General features: G+C 66.5%; 4 protein-coding genes, 1 tRNA gene and 2 rRNA genes. 6 read left to right on the top strand and 1 reads right to left on the bottom strand.

Features of this window, described 5'->3' with window-relative positions; genetic code table 11:
* Positions 1–43 precede the first annotated feature (43 nt).
* From RPQ07_RS09900 to RPQ07_RS09890, 3 genes are all read left to right on the top strand, one after another.
* Positions 44–3,164, top strand: a 23S ribosomal RNA gene (locus RPQ07_RS09900).
* A gap of 88 nt (positions 3,165–3,252) precedes the next feature.
* Positions 3,253–3,369 (top strand): 5S ribosomal RNA (gene rrf, locus RPQ07_RS09895).
* A gap of 154 nt (positions 3,370–3,523) precedes the next feature.
* Positions 3,524–3,596: transfer RNA gene (locus tag RPQ07_RS09890), tRNA-Thr, on the top strand.
* A gap of 45 nt (positions 3,597–3,641) precedes the next feature.
* Here RPQ07_RS09890 and RPQ07_RS09885 read toward each other — a convergent pair.
* Positions 3,642–6,296, bottom strand: a complete 2,655-nt coding sequence (locus RPQ07_RS09885) for a SpoIIE family protein phosphatase (RefSeq protein WP_313943736.1) — start codon at positions 6,294–6,296, stop codon at positions 3,642–3,644.
* Positions 6,297–6,564: 268 nt separating this feature from the next.
* Here RPQ07_RS09885 and RPQ07_RS09880 point away from each other — a divergent pair, with 268 nt between their 5' ends.
* The 3 genes from RPQ07_RS09880 (at position 6,565) to RPQ07_RS09870 (ending at position 15,948) form a co-directional block, all read left to right on the top strand.
* Positions 6,565–12,066: a HAMP domain-containing protein gene (locus tag RPQ07_RS09880; protein ID WP_313943735.1), complete on the top strand. Its 5,502-nt coding sequence runs from the start codon at positions 6,565–6,567 to the stop codon at positions 12,064–12,066.
* 274 nt (positions 12,067–12,340) lie between these two features.
* Positions 12,341–13,021: a two-component system response regulator gene (locus RPQ07_RS09875; protein WP_313943734.1), complete on the top strand. Its 681-nt coding sequence runs from the start codon at positions 12,341–12,343 to the stop codon at positions 13,019–13,021.
* A 122-nt stretch (positions 13,022–13,143) separates the two neighbouring features.
* Entirely contained in the window at positions 13,144–15,948 is a 2,805-nt protein-coding gene (locus RPQ07_RS09870; protein WP_313943733.1) for a DNA translocase FtsK, read from the top strand.
* Positions 15,949–16,068: the final 120 nt, after the last annotated feature.

Here is a 16,068-nt window from a genome sequence, read left to right as displayed (position 1 = left end):
CTGGTCGTTGCTTGAGAACTGCACAGTGGACGCGAGCATCTGTGGCCAAGTTTTTAAGGGCGCACGGTGGATGCCTTGGCACCAGGAACCGATGAAGGACGTGGGAGGCCACGATAGTCCCCGGGGAGTCGTCAACCAGGCTTTGATCCGGGGGTTTCCGAATGGGGAAACCCGGCAGTCGTCATGGGCTGTCACCCGCTGCTGAACACATAGGCAGTGTGGAGGGAACGAGGGGAAGTGAAACATCTCAGTACCCTCAGGAAGAGAAAACAACCGTGATTCCGGGAGTAGTGGCGAGCGAAACCGGATGAGGCCAAACCGTATGCGTGTGATACCCGGCAGGGGTTGCGCATGCGGGGTTGTGGGATCTCTTTATCATCGTCTGCCGGCGGTGAGACGAGTCAGAAACCGTATGGATAGGCGAAGGACATGCGAAAGGTCCGGCGTAGAGGGTAAGACCCCCGTAGCTGAAATTCATGCGGCTCGTTTAAGAGACACCCAAGTAGCACGGGGCCCGAGAAATCCCGTGTGAATCTGGCGGGACCACCCGTTAAGCCTAAATATTCCCTGGTGACCGATAGCGGATAGTACCGTGAGGGAATGGTGAAAAGTACCGCGGGAGCGGAGTGAAATAGTACCTGAAACCGTGTGCCTACAAGCCGTGGGAGCGTCGCGCAAGGAACTTGTTCCTTGCGTCGTGACTGCGTGCCTTTTGAAGAATGAGCCTGCGAGTTTGCGGTGTGTTGCGAGGTTAACCCGTGTGGGGAAGCCGTAGCGAAAGCGAGTCCGAATAGGGCGATTTAGTAGCGCGCTCAAGACCCGAAGCGGAGTGATCTAGCCATGGGCAGGTTGAAGCGGCTGTAAGAGGTCGTGGAGGACCGAACCCACCAGGGTTGAAAACCTGGGGGATGACCTGTGGTTAGGGGTGAAAGGCCAATCAAACTCCGTGATAGCTGGTTCTCCCCGAAATGCATTTAGGTGCAGCGTCGTGTGTTTCTTGCCGGAGGTAGAGCACTGGATAGGCGATGGGCCCTACCGGGTTACTGACCTTAGCCAAACTCCGAATGCCGGTAAGTGAGAGCACGGCAGTGAGACTGTGGGGGATAAGCTCCATGGTCGAGAGGGAAACAGCCCAGAGCATCGACTAAGGCCCCTAAGCGTACGCTAAGTGGGAAAGGATGTGGAGTCGCAGAGACAACCAGGAGGTTGGCTTAGAAGCAGCCACCCTTGAAAGAGTGCGTAATAGCTCACTGGTCAAGTGATTCCGCGCCGACAATGTAGCGGGGCTCAAGCGTACCGCCGAAGTCGTGTCATTCCAGCATATAGGGCCAACGCCCGCTGGGATGGGTAGGGGAGCGTCGTGTGCCGGGTGAAGCCGCGCCGGAAGGCAGTGGTGGACGGTTCACGAGTGAGAATGCAGGCATGAGTAGCGATACACACGTGAGAAACGTGTGCGCCGATTGACTAAGGGTTCCTGGGTCAAGCTGATCTGCCCAGGGTAAGTCGGGACCTAAGGCGAGGCCGACAGGCGTAGTCGATGGACAACCGGTTGATATTCCGGTACCCGCTTTGAAACGCCCAATATCGAGCCCATTAATGCTAAGCCCGTGAAGCCGTTCCGGACCCTTCGGGGAAAGGAAAGTGGTGGAGCCGGCGATCCAAGGTGGTAGTAGGTAAGCGATGGGGTGACGCAGGAAGGTAGTCCAGCCCGGGCGGTGGTTGTCCCGGGGTAAGGGTGTAGGCCGAGGGGTAGGCAAATCCGTCCCTCGTTAAGGCTGAGACCTGATGCCGAGCCGATTGTGGTGAAGTGGATGATCCTATGCTGTCGAGAAAAGCCTCTAGCGAGTTTCATGGCGGCCCGTACCCTAAACCGACTCAGGTGGTCAGGTAGAGAATACCGAGGCGTTCGGGTGAACTATGGTTAAGGAACTCGGCAAAATGCCCCCGTAACTTCGGGAGAAGGGGGCCATCACTGGTGAGAGGACTTGCTCCTCGAGCTGGGGGTGGCCGCAGAGACCAGCGAGAAGCGACTGTTTACTAAAAACACAGGTCCGTGCGAAGCCGTAAGGCGATGTATACGGACTGACGCCTGCCCGGTGCTGGAACGTTAAGGGGACCGGTTAGTACGCTTTCGGGCGTGCGAAGCTGAGAACTTAAGCGCCAGTAAACGGCGGTGGTAACTATAACCATCCTAAGGTAGCGAAATTCCTTGTCGGGTAAGTTCCGACCTGCACGAATGGCGTAACGACTTCTCGACTGTCTCAACCATAGGCCCGGTGAAATTGCACTACGAGTAAAGATGCTCGTTTCGCGCAGCAGGACGGAAAGACCCGGGACCTTTACTACAGTTTGATATTGGTGTTCGGTTCGGCTTGTGCAGGATAGGTGGGAGACTGTGAAGCGGCCACGCCAGTGGTTGTGGAGTCATCGTTGAAATACCACTCTGGTCGTGCTGGATGTCTAACCTGGGTCCGTGATCCGGATCAGGGACAGTGTCTGATGGGTAGTTTAACTGGGGCGGTTGCCTCCCAAAGGGTAACGGAGGCGCCCAAAGGTTCCCTCAGCCTGGTTGGCAATCAGGTGTTGAGTGTAAGTGCACAAGGAGCTTGACTGTGAGACCGACGGGTCGAGCAGGGACGAAAGTCGGGACTAGTGATCCGGCGGTGGCTTGTGGAAGCGCCGTCGCTCAACGGATAAAAGGTACCCCGGGGATAACAGGCTGATCTTCCCCAAGAGTCCATATCGACGGGATGGTTTGGCACCTCGATGTCGGCTCGTCGCATCCTGGGGCTGGAGTCGGTCCCAAGGGTTGGGCTGTTCGCCCATTAAAGCGGTACGCGAGCTGGGTTTAGAACGTCGTGAGACAGTTCGGTCCCTATCCGCTGTGCGCGTAGGAATATTGAGAAGGGCTGTCCCTAGTACGAGAGGACCGGGACGGACGAACCTCTGGTGTGCCAGTTGTCCTGCCAAGGGCATGGCTGGTTGGCTACGTTCGGGAGGGATAACCGCTGAAAGCATCTAAGCGGGAAGCCTGCTTCGAGATGAGTATTCCCACCTCCTTGAGAGGGTAAGGCTCCCAGTAGACGACTGGGTTGATAGGCCGGATATGGAAGCCCAGTAATGGGTGGAGTTGACCGGTACTAATAGGCCGAGGGCTTGTCCTCAGTTGCTCGCGTCCACTGTGTTAGTTCTGAAGTAACGAACTGTCGAACCCCCGTCTGTGTGGGTTCCGGGTCGATATCTTCATAGTGTTTCGGTGGTCATTGCGTTAGGGAAACGCCCGGTTACATTCCGAACCCGGAAGCTAAGCCTTTCAGCGCCGATGGTACTGCAGGGGGGACCCTGTGGGAGAGTAGGACGCCGCCGAACAATTTTTAGCCTCAACCCCCGGATCATGTCCGGGGGTTGAGGCATTTTTGCGTTCACGACCGGCCGCCGGCGAAGACGCAGATTCTGTGGCCCCGGTGGTTCGAACCACGCCTCGGTTCGGGGTATGATCTATCCCGTTGCCACAGCGCAGCAGGCCCCAATAGCTCAGTCGGTAGAGCGTCTCCATGGTAAGGAGAAGGTCTACGGTTCGATTCCGTATTGGGGCTCGTACGAAGAAGGCCCCCGCCAAGTGGCGGGGGCCTTCTTGCTGTTCAGGAGTGCTGAGGCTCCGGTACACGCATCGCGAGGATGGCCATGTCGTCCGAGGCCGGCTCCGCGGCGAAGCGTTCCACGGCTCGCAGGACGCGCGCGGCCACCGCGCCCGCGGTCAGTCCGGTGCAGGTGGTCAGCACATCGGTGAGGCCCTCGTCGCCCAGCATGCGTGTCCCCTCGCGGCGTTCGGTGACGCCGTCCGTGACGCAGAGCAGGACGTCACCCGGGTCGAGGGTGACCATCTGCTCGTACAGCTCGAGGTCGTCCATGACACCGAGCAGGGGCTGCGGGTCGGCCGCCGGTTCGACGGTGCCGTCCTGGCGCAGCCGCAGCGGGAGCGGATGGCCGGCGCAGACGACCTTGAGGACGGCACTGCCGTCCTCCTGCGGCCACAACTCCCCGTAGAGCAGGGTGAGGAAGCGGCTACGGGCGCCCTCGTCGAGGATCGCGGCGTTGAGGCGCTCCAGGACCGCGGGGCCGCCGAAGCCCTCCCTGGCCAAAAGGCGCAGAGCGTGCCGGGCGAGACCGGTGACCGCCGCGGCCTCCGGGCCCGTACCGCAGACGTCGCCGATGGCGAAGCCGTACGCGCCGTCGCGGATCGGGAAGAGGTCGTAGAAGTCGCCGCCGACTTCGTTGCCTTCGCCGGCCGCGCGGTAGATGACCTCGACCTCGACGCCCGGGATGTGCGGCAACTCCGGCGGCAGCAGGCTGCGCTGGAGGGACTGGCTGATGGCCACGCGCTCCGAGTACAGCCGCGCGTTGTCGAGGGCCAGGGCGGCCCGGCGCGAGAGGTCCTCGGCGAGCTCCAGGATCTCCTGGCGGAAGTGGTCGTCGGACGGCTTGCCGAGGGTCAGCATGCCGATGACGCGGTTGCGCGCCACCAGGGGCAGTACGACCGTCTCCCCGCCGACGGCGGCTGCCGTGGCGAGCGTGGTGCCGATGCCGGAGGAGACCGGCGGGGTGGAGCCGATGCCGAGTTCGCGCTTGGAGGTGAGCAGCGCCGCCTGCTGGCCTGCTTCGGCGGGTGCGGTCCACACGCGTGCGCCGGGGGTGGGCACCGGGTCCGGGGGCGCGATCTTGGAGAGGAGGGCCTTGAGGCCGTCGATGCGTTCCTCGTCCTCGTGGAGCACATAGCTGAGGTACGGGTCCGAGGCCTGGTCGGCGATCGTGTAGACGGCACACCAGGTGGCCAGCGTCGGGACGGTCATCTGTGCCATGAGCGCCAGTGTCTGGTCGCGGTCGAGGGTGCCGGCGAGCAGGTCGGACGCCTCGACGAGGAAGGAGAGCGAACCGCGGCGCAGTCGTTCGAGCTCGCCGAGACGGGCGGACTCCACGGCGAGCGCGATGCGGTCGGCGGCGAACTGGAGGCGCAGGGCCTCCTCGTTGGAGTACCGGCCCGATGCTTCCGCGGCGACGCCCAGCGATCCGGTGAGGCGGCCCTCGACCTTCAGCGGGACGGTGACGACGGACCGCATGCCCGTCGAGTTGAGGAGCGGGACCGCGCCCGGCACCACGGTGAGGTCCTCGTGCACCGCGGGCATCCGCGCCGAGCCGTAGCGTCCGGTGCCGGCCTCCACGGGCACGCGGGCGAAGCGCTGGCGGGCGGAGGGGAGTCCGGTGCTGGCCCGCACTTCGAGTTCGGTCTCGTCGTCGGTGGCCAGCAGCAGGAAGGCGGCGTCGCCGTCGAGCATGTCCCGGGCGCGCTCCACCGTGCGCTGGAGGAGCCCGTCGAGGTCGTCGGGCGCAGGGGAGCCGATGAAGACCTCGAACGGGTCTGTCGTGTGGCTCTCGGCGCCCGTGTCGGTCACGGGGGCGCGCTGCGGGCTCTGGAGCACGGCGCGTTCGTCGTCCCTGACGAGCAGACAGACGGTGGAGGGTTCGCCATTGGTGTCGCGGACCCGCAGGTGCGAGGCGTAGACCGGGACGACACGGCCGTCGGTGCCGCGGATGCCGTAACTGCCCTCCCAGCGGGAGAGCTGGAGCGCTTCGGCGATGCCGGTGCCGATGCCGGGGGTGTGCGGCCAGGCGGCGAAGTCCGTGAGCGGCTTGCCGATGACCTGGTCGGCCGCGTAGCCGAAGAGGTGCTCGGCGTCGTCGTTCCAGACGGAGATCGCGCCGCTTCTGTCGATCTGGGTGACGGCCACGCGGACGCGTTCGTCGGCGACGGGGAGGAGCGGTGTCGGCAGGACGGGTCCCGCGGAGCGGGTGCCCACCGGGCGCTGGGGGAGGTCGAGTTGGAACCAGACCTGCTTGAACGTGGGGCTGTACTCGACGCCCCAGCGGGAGGCCAGCGCCGCGCAGAGCAGAAGCCCGCGGCCGTTCTCGCGGTCGGGGCTGCCGAGGGAGAGACCGGTGCCCTGGATCGGGACCTCGCGCTCCGGGTAGCGGTCGGCGACCTCGACCCGTACACCGTCGTCCGAGCGCAGACACAGGACGTCGGCCGCGGTGCCGGCATGGATGACGGCGTTGGTGACGAGCTCGCTGGTGAGGACGACCGCGTCGTCGACGACGTCCGAGAACCCCCACCCGTGGAGTGTGTCGCGCACGAAGGCCCGGGCGGTCGCGACGGACCGCCCGACAGGGTCGAAGGTGGCAGCCGCCCGCGCGGTGATCACAGAACTCCTCGTACGCGTCTCGACGCCCGGCTCTGCCATGATCGGCCTGCCCCTCCCGGTGCCCGGTGGTAGTACTGCGTCCGGGCCGCCCCCGCCGGGCGGACCGGGGCGGTTGGACAGCCGGATGCCAGGTTACTTACCTTCGCTGTCCGAGCGGATGCCGGTTGCCGCTGTTTCCGCCCGACGGGGGCGGGGACGCTATGCGAAGCTGCCGAACTGTTATGGCCTGGTTCGGCGCAGGTGAAACACTGGGCAGGCTTCCAGGTACAGCCCGGACAGTACGGTCAACCCCTGCGGGAGGGACACGGTGGAGTCTGGCGTGGCGGCGCGTGGCAAGAGCACGCGTGCGAAAGGCGGACGGTCCCGTAGCAATGGGACAACCGAGGTGGACACAGCGGCCCTGAACAGGCTGCTGGGAGCTTTGGTGTCGATGCGGGACGGCAATTTCCGTCGGCGCCTGACCGTGTCCGGCGACGGGGTGATGTCCGAGATCGCGGCTGTCTTCAATGAGGTCGCGGACCGGAACGTTCATCTCACGGGCGAGCTCGCCCGGGTGCGCAGGGTGGTCGGACGTGAGGGAAAGCTCACCGAACGGCTGGAGACGGGGGCCTGCGAGGGCTCCTGGGCGGCGGCGATCGACGCCTCGAACGCTCTGGTCGACGATCTCGCGCGACCGGTGTCCGAGGTGGGCCGTGTCCTGTCGGCCGTCGCCGAGGGCGATCTGGAACAGCGGATGGAGCTGCGCTCCCACGCCCCCGAGGGGGAGGGGGCCGTACGGCCGCTGCGCGGCGAGTTCCTGAAGGTCGCGCGGACCGTCAACAGCCTGGTGGACCAGCTGTCGGCGTTCACCGATGAGGTGACCCGGGTCGCCCTGGAGGTCGGCACCGAGGGCAAACTCGGCGGTCAGGCGCAGGTGCGCGGTATGTCCGGTTCGTGGAAGGACCTCACGGATTCGGTCAACACCATGGCGTACCGGCTGACGGCGCAGGTGCGTGACATTGCTCTCGTCACGACCGCCGTGGCCAAGGGTGATCTGTCACAGAAGGTCACCGTCCATGTCGCCGGCGAGATGCTGGAACTGAAGAACACCGTCAACACGATGGTGGACCAGCTCCAGTCCTTCGGCTCCGAGGTCACGCGGGTGGCCCGAGAGGTCGGTACGGAAGGCGAGCTCGGCGGTCAGGCCGAGGTGCCGGGTGTGGCGGGCGTGTGGAAAGACCTCACCGATTCCGTGAACACCATGGCCGGCAACCTGACCTCCCAGGTGCGCGGTATCGCCGAGGTGACCACCGCGGTCGCCAATGGTGATCTGTCGCAGAAGGTGACGGTCAGCGCACGCGGCGAAGTGGCTCAACTCGCCGAGACGATCAACCAGATGACCGAGACGCTGCGGACGTTCGCGGACGAGGTCACGCGGGTGGCGAGCGAGGTCGGCGCGGAGGGCCTGCTCGGCGGCCAGGCACAGGTGCCGGGCGCCGCCGGGACCTGGAAGGACCTCACCGACTCGGTCAACACCGTCTTCCGCAATCTGACCACGCAGGTCCGTGACATCGCCCAGGTGACGACGGCGGTGGCCAATGGTGACCTGTCGCAGAAGGTCACGGTCGATGTGGCCGGCGAGATGCTGGAGCTGAAGAACACCGTCAACACGATGGTGGACCAGCTCCAGTCCTTCGGTGCCGAGGTCACACGGGTGGCGCGCGAGGTCGGCGTCGAGGGCCGCCTGGGCGGTCAGGCCGAGGTGCCGGGCGCGGCGAACACCTGGAAGGACCTCACCGACTCGGTGAACACGGCCTTCCGCAACCTCACCGGCCAGGTCCGTGACATCGCCCAGGTGACGACGGCGGTGGCCAACGGTGACCTGTCGCAGAAGGTCACGGTCGATGTGGCCGGCGAGATGCTGGAGCTGAAGAACACCGTCAACACGATGGTGGCGCAGCTGTCGTCCTTCGCCGACCAGGTGACCCGTATGGCGCGGGACGTGGGTACGGAGGGCCGCCTCGGTGGCCAGGCCCGCGTCGACGGCGTCAGCGGCACCTGGAAGGAACTGACCGACTCCGTCAACTTCATGGCGGGGAACCTGACCTCGCAGGTGCGGCAGATCGCCCAGGTGACGACGGCGGTGGCGCGTGGTGACCTGTCGCAGAAGATCGACGTTGACGCACGCGGCGAGATCCTGGAGCTGAAGAACACCATCAACACGATGGTCGACCAGCTCTCCGCGTTCGCCGAGCAGGTCACCAGGGTGGCCCGCGAGGTGGGTACGGACGGCCGGCTCGGCGGGCAGGCGCAGGTGCCCGGTGTCGCCGGTGTGTGGCGCGATCTGACCGACTCCGTGAACGGCATGGCGGGCAACCTCACCGCCCAGGTCCGCAACATCGCCCAGGTGGCCACCGCGGTGGCGCGTGGTGACCTGTCGCAGAAGATCGACGTGGACGCACGCGGCGAGATCCTGGAGCTGAAGAACACCCTCAACACGATGGTGGACCAGCTCTCGAACTTCGCCGAGCAGGTCACGCGGGTGGCGCGCGAGGTGGGTACGGAGGGCATCCTCGGCGGTCAGGCCGAGGTGCAGGGTGTCTCCGGCACCTGGAAGGACCTCACGCAGTCCGTGAACTTCATGGCCAACAACCTGACCAGCCAGGTCCGCAACATCGCCGAGGTGACGACGGCGGTCGCCAAGGGCGATCTCTCCAAGAAGATCACCGTCGACGCCAAGGGCGAGATCCTCGAGCTGGTGACGACCGTCAACACGATGGTCGACCAGCTCTCCGACTTCGCGGACGAGGTGACCAGGGTCGCCCGTGAGGTGGGTACGGAAGGTGTGCTGGGCGGTCAGGCCCGGGTGCGCGGCGTCACCGGCATCTGGAAGGACCTGAGCGACAACGTCAACCTGATGGCCAACAACCTGACCAGCCAGGTGCGCAACATCGCCCGCGTCTCCGCGGCCGTCGCCAACGGTGATCTGACCAAGAAGGTGACGGTGGAGGCGCGCGGCGAGGTCGCCGAGCTCGCCGAGACCGTGAACACGATGGTGACGACCCTGTCGTCGTTCGCCGACGAGGTGACCCGGGTGGCCCGCGAGGTGGGCACCGAAGGCGAGCTGGGCGGTCAGGCGCATGTGCCGGGCGTCTCCGGTACCTGGAAGGACCTCACCGAGTCCGTGAACTCGATGGCGTCCAACCTGACCGGCCAGGTGCGGCAGATCGCCACGGTCACCACCGCCATCGCGAAGGGCGATCTCACCAGGAAGATCGACATCGATGCGCGGGGCGAGATCCTGGAGCTGAAGACCACCATCAACACGATGGTCGACCAGCTGTCCTCGTTCGCGGGGGAGGTCACCCGCGTGGCCCGCGAGGTGGGCACGGACGGGCAGTTGGGCGGTCAGGCCCGGGTGCGGGACGTCGACGGCACCTGGCGCGACCTCACCGAGTCGGTGAACGAGATGGCCGGGAACCTGACCCGGCAGGTGCGCGCGATCGCGGCTGTCGCGACGGCGGTGACCCGTGGCGATCTGAACCTCAAGATCGACGTGGACGCGGCCGGCGAGATCCAGGTCCTTCAGGACAACATCAATACGATGATCGCGAACCTCCGCGACACCACCCTCGCCAACGAGGAGCAGGACTGGCTGAAGGGCAACCTCGCCCGGATCTCCGGTCTGATGCAGGGCCGGCGCGACCTGGACGACGTGGCCTCGCTGATCATGAGCGAGCTCACGCCGGTCGTCTCGGCGCAGCACGGCGCCTTCTTCCTGGCGATGCCGACGGGGAGCACCTCGGACGTACCGGGCAACGGGGAGCTGTCGTACGAGCTGTGCATGCGCGGCAGTTACGGATACTCCGCGGGGCTCATGCCGACGTCTTTCCGGCCGGGCGAGACGCTGATCGGGACGGCCGCCGAGGAGAAGCGGACGATCCAGGTCAATGTGCCGCCGGGCTATCTGAGGATTTCCTCGGGTCTCGGGGAGGCGTCGCCGGCCTATGTGATCGTGCTGCCGGTGCTCTTCGAGGGGAAGGTCCTCGGGGTGATCGAGCTGGCCTCGTTCCAGCCGTTCACGCAGATTCAGCGGGACTTCCTCAACCAGCTCGCCGAGATGATCGCGACGAGCGTCAACACCATCAGCGTCAACACCAAGACCGAGGTGCTGCTCAAGCAGTCGCAGGAGCTGACCGAGCAGCTGCGTGAGCGCTCGGCGGAGCTGGAGAACCGGCAGAAGGCGCTCCAGGCGTCCAACGCCGAACTGGAGGAGAAGGCGGAACTGCTCGCGCAGCAGAACCGCGACATCGAGGTCAAGAACACCGAGATCGAAGAGGCCCGGCAGGTGCTCGAGGAGCGCGCCGAGCAGCTCGCGGTCTCGATGCGCTACAAGAGCGAGTTCCTGGCGAACATGTCGCACGAGCTGCGGACGCCGCTCAACTCGCTGCTGATCCTGGCCAAGCTGCTCGCCGACAACGCCGAGGGGAACCTCTCGCCGAAGCAGGTGGAGTTCGCGGAGACGATCCACGGCGCCGGCTCGGACCTGCTCCAGCTGATCAACGACATCCTCGATCTGTCGAAGGTCGAGGCGGGCAAGATGGACGTCAGCCCGACGCGGATCGCGCTGGTGCAGCTGGTCGACTACGTGGAGGCCACCTTCCGTCCGCTGACCGCGGAGAAGGGCCTCGACTTCTCGGTCCGCGTCTCTCCGGAGCTGCCGGCGACGCTGCACACCGACGAGCAGCGGCTGCTTCAGGTGCTGCGCAACCTCCTGTCGAACGCGGTGAAGTTCACCGACTCCGGCGCCGTAGAGCTGGTCATCAGGCCGGCGAGCGCGGATGTGCCGCAGTCGATCCGTGAGCAGCTGCTGGAGGCCGGGTCGTTGCAGGACGCGGACGCCGATCTGATCGCCTTCTCCGTCACCGACACCGGCATCGGGATCGCGTCGGGCAAGATGCGTGTGATCTTCGAGGCGTTCAAGCAGGCCGACGGTACGACGAGCCGTAAGTACGGCGGTACGGGCCTGGGTCTGTCGATCAGCCGGGAGATCGCGCGGCTGCTCGGCGGCGAGATCCACGCGGCGAGCGAACCGGGCCGCGGTTCGACGTTCACGCTCTATCTGCCCCTTCACCCGAGTGAACTGCCGCCGCAGGGTTATGCGCAGGTCACCTCGGGCGCCGTGGAGGCGCAGCCGGGGCCGGCCGACGACGCGGCGGACGAGGCCTCTTCGCAGCCCCGTCCCGAGCGGTCCGCGCCGCAGGGTCCGGCCGCTCTTTTCCGGCGCCGCCGCAAGGCGCTGGAGGCGACCGAGGAGCGGACGGCGCTGCCCGGTCGGCAGGGGTCGCAGGGCGACGGCGCCGGGGCGCCGGGCGAGGGTGCCCGGGGCCGTGAGGATTGGCAGGGCGGCCGCGGTGGCCAGGAGGTGCCGGAGCAGCGGCGGACGTTCACCTTCGACAACGAGAAGGTGCTCATCGTCGACGACGACATCCGCAATGTCTTCGCGCTCACCAGCGTGCTGGAGCAGCACGGCCTGTCCGTGCTGTACGCGGAGAACGGCCGTGAGGGCATCGAAGTCCTGGAGCAGCACGACGATGTGACGGTCGTACTGATGGACATCATGATGCCGGAGATGGACGGCTACGCGACGACGACGGCGATCCGCAGGATGCCGCAGTTCGCCGGACTGCCGATCATCGCGCTCACCGCGAAGGCGATGAAGGGGGACCGGGAGAAGGCGATCGAGTCGGGGGCATCCGACTATGTCACCAAGCCGGTCGATCCTGACCATTTGCTCTCTGTGATGGAGCAGTGGATGCGCGACGAGTGAGCGGCCGCTGTCCGGACCTTCGCCCGTTGTCGACCGGCTGTGGCCGATGGCGTGTGAGGCGGTGGTATTCGGGGAACCTTCTGGTCTCCCGCTACGTTTCTGCTTCGTGCACTGTGACAACGCGGTGACAGGGTGTGGCGACGGGCGGGGTGCGGCTACCATGACCGGCACAAGGACGGGCGACGCAAGGGAGTCGCCCCCTGGGGCGGCGCCCGGTGCGTCCCCCGGCTCGAAGAGCTGGGGAGACCCCACGCCGGGGCGAGGAGGACGGGGCATGGTGCAGAAGGCCAAGATCCTCCTGGTCGATGACCGGCCGGAGAATCTGCTGGCGCTGGAGGCCATTCTCTCTGCGCTCGATCAGACACTGGTGCGGGCATCGTCAGGGGAGGAAGCGCTCAAGGCGCTGCTGACAGACGACTTCGCGGTCATTCTGCTGGACGTCCAGATGCCTGGAATGGACGGTTTCGAGACCGCGGCGCACATCAAGCGGCGGGAGCGGACCCGGGACATCCCGATCATCTTCCTCACCGCGATCAACCACGGACCGCATCACACGTTCCGGGGCTATGCCGCGGGCGCGGTCGACTACATCTCCAAGCCGTTCGACCCGTGGGTGCTGCGCGCCAAGGTCTCGGTCTTCGTCGAGCTGTACATGAAGAACTGCCAACTGCGGGAGCAGGCCGCGCTGCTGAGGCTTCAGCTGGAGGGCGGCGGGCAGTCGGGCGCCGACAACCACAAGGAGCCGGCGGGCCTGCTCGCCGAGCTCTCCGCGCGCCTCGCGGCCGTCGAGGAGCAGGCGGAGGCGCTCTCGAAGCAGCTCGACGACGACTCCGCGGATGCGGCCGCCGTGGCGACCGCGGCCCATCTCGAGCGCAAACTCACGGGTTTGCGCAGAGCCCTGGACGCACTGGAACCGGGTACCGGCGGCCCCAGCGCCCTGCCCTCGCAGAACTGAGCGGCCGAAGTGTCGGCCGGTGTGTGAGGGAACGTCACTTTGCCGCCTCCGCAGGGCGACACGAACGGGTGAAGCAGTAAGCACACGTGTCCACTGCCTCCCACACCGGTAACCTCACCACTATGGCCTCACGTACGTCCGGCAAGGGTTCCCAGGGCACGGCGGGCACCGCGAAGCCGCGCCCCGGCCGTACGACCGGTGCCGCGAAGAAGGCGGCGCCCGCCAGGAAAGCCGTCGCAAAGAAGACCGTGCCCGCGAAGAAGGCACCGGCCAAGAAGGCCGTTGCCAAGAAAGTCGCGCCGAAACCGGCACCGTCTCCCACCGGTGGTGTCTATCGGCTCGCTCGCGCGCTCTGGCTCGGACTCGCGCACGGCCTGGGTGCGATGCTCCGCGGCATAGGGCGTGGCGCGAAGGGACTCGACCCGGCCCACCGCAAGGACGGCCTGGCGCTGCTGCTCCTCGGACTCGCGCTGGTCGTCGCCGCCGGAACCTGGTCCAACCTCCGCGGTCCGGTCGGCGATCTCGTCGAGATGCTGGTGACCGGTGCCTTCGGCAGGCTCGATCTGCTGGTGCCGATACTGCTCGGCGCGGTCGCCGTCCGGCTGATCCTCTATCCCGAGAAGCCCGAGGCCAACGGCCGCATCGTCATCGGCCTGTCGGCCCTCGTCGTCGGCGTGCTCGGCCAGGTGCACATCGCGTGCGGCTCTCCGGGGCGCGGCGAGGGCACCGGCGCCATGCAGGACGCCGGCGGTCTGATCGGCTGGGCCGCGTCCAAGCCGCTGATCTTCACGATGGGTGAGGTGCTCGCGGTACCGCTGCTGGTCCTGCTCACGCTCTTCGGTCTGCTCGTCGTCACCGCCACGCCGGTCAACGCCATTCCGCAGCGGCTGCGACTGCTCGGCGCCAAGCTCGGCATCGTCGACCCGGTGTACGAGCCGGGGGAGTACGGGGACGGCGAGTACGAGGGCACGGACGACGACCACCGCTACGACGAGCAGTGGCGCGAGGCCGTTCCGGCCCGCGCCCGCCGCTCGGGCGCCCGCCGCAGCGAGGCCCCCGTCGACTACGACCCGGACCAGGCCGAGTCGGAGGCCCTGTCGAGGCGACGCCGGCCGCGCCGCGGCTCGGTGCAGCCCTCCATGGACCGCCCGATGGACGCCGTGGACGTGGCGGCCGCCGCGGCCGCGGCGCTCGACGGAGCCGTCTACAACGGATTCCCGCCCTCGCCCCTGGTCGCCGATCTGACCAAGGACGTCACCGCGGAGCGGCAGCGTGCCGCGTCTCCGCTGCCGGCCGCGCGCGAGCCCGAGCAGGCGGAGCCCAGGAAGCGACGGGTCAAGGAGCCCGAGGAGACTTCCTCGCAGAGCGGGCCCGTCCCCGATCTCACCAAGCCCGCCCCCGACGACTCCCAGCCCCTGCCGCCGCGCGCCGAGCAGCTCCAGCTGGCCGGCGACATCACGTACTCCCTCCCGTCGCTCGACCTGCTGGAGCGGGGAGGGCCGGGCAAGACCCGCAGCGCCGCCAACGACGCGATCGTCGCCTCGCTCTCCAACGTCTTCATGGAGTTCAAGGTCGACGCGGCCGTCACCGGGTTCACCCGGGGCCCGACGGTCACCCGCTACGAGGTGGAACTCGGCCCGGCGGTCAAGGTCGAGCGGATCACCGCCCTGACGAAGAACATCGCGTACGCCGTCGCCAGTCCCGATGTCCGGATCATCTCCCCGATCCCCGGCAAGTCCGCGGTCGGCATCGAGATCCCCAACACGGACCGCGAGATGGTCAACCTCGGCGACGTCCTGCGGCTCGCGGACGCGGCCGAGGACGACCACCCGATGCTGGTCGCGCTCGGCAAGGACGTCGAGGGCGGCTATGTGATGGCCAACCTCGCCAAGATGCCACACGTCCTGGTCGCCGGCGCGACCGGCTCCGGCAAGTCGTCCTGCATCAACTGCCTGATCACCTCGGTCATGGTGCGCGCCACCCCGGAGGACGTCCGGATGGTGCTCGTCGACCCCAAGCGGGTCGAACTCACCGCTTACGAGGGCATCCCGCACCTGATCACCCCGATCATCACCAACCCCAAGCGGGCCGCCGAGGCGCTCCAGTGGGTCGTGCGGGAGATGGACCTGCGCTACGACGACCTCGCGGCGTTCGGATACCGGCACATCGACGACTTCAACCAGGCCGTGCGCAACGGCAAGGTGAAGGCCCCCGAGGGCAGCGAGCGCGAGCTGTCGCCGTATCCCTATCTGCTCGTCATCGTGGACGAGCTCGCCGACCTGATGATGGTCGCGCCGCGGGACGTGGAGGACGCGATCGTCCGCATCACGCAGCTGGCGCGCGCCGCGGGCATCCATCTGGTACTGGCGACGCAGCGGCCGTCCGTGGACGTCGTCACCGGTCTGATCAAGGCGAACGTGCCGTCCCGGCTCGCCTTCGCCACCTCCTCGCTCGCCGACAGCCGGGTCATCCTCGACCAGCCGGGCGCGGAGAAGCTGATCGGCAAGGGCGACGGGCTCTTCCTGCCCATGGGGGCCAACAAGCCCACCCGTATGCAGGGTGCCTTCGTGACCGAGGACGAGGTCGCGGCCGTCGTCCAGCACTGCAAGGATCAGATGGCACCGGTCTTCCGCGACGACGTCGTGGTCGGCACCAAGCAGAAGAAGGAGATCGACGAGGACATCGGCGACGACCTGGATCTGCTCTGCCAGGCAGCCGAACTTGTGGTATCCACCCAGTTCGGGTCCACGTCGATGCTCCAGCGCAAGCTGCGCGTCGGTTTCGCCAAGGCCGGACGGCTGATGGACCTGATGGAGTCGCGCAACATCGTCGGCCCGAGCGAAGGCTCAAAGGCTCGTGATGTTCTGGTGAAACCTGATGAGCTGGATGGAGTGCTGGCCGTGATCCGCGGGGAGTCTCACTCGTAAGGGTTTCGAGAGCAACCGTTTCCCCCGGTCCTACGTCAAGTTGGAGGGAGGGACATACAGATGTCCCACCATCACGGATGCCCGGCCATTCCGATGGCGTACAAACTCCCTCCGCCCAGT

It is taken from the genome of Streptomyces sp. AM8-1-1, assembly GCF_032229325.1.
GTDB lineage: Bacteria > Actinomycetota > Actinomycetes > Streptomycetales > Streptomycetaceae > Streptomyces > Streptomyces achmelvichensis.
The sequence above is the reverse complement of the archived record's forward strand: the minus strand, read 5'-3'. Positions and strand labels throughout refer to the sequence as shown.

What these genes read in the sequence shown, in the direction of transcription:
- RPQ07_RS09870 (WP_313943733.1), top strand. Translation starts at nt 13,144, where the DNA reads ATGGCCTCACGTACGTCCGGCAAGGGTTCCCAGGGCACGGCGGGCACC.
- RPQ07_RS09875 (WP_313943734.1), top strand. Translation starts at nt 12,341, where the DNA reads ATGGTGCAGAAGGCCAAGATCCTCCTGGTCGATGACCGGCCGGAGAAT.
- RPQ07_RS09885 (WP_313943736.1), bottom strand. Translation starts at nt 6,296, where the DNA reads ATGGCAGAGCCGGGCGTCGAGACGCGTACGAGGAGTTCTGTGATCACC.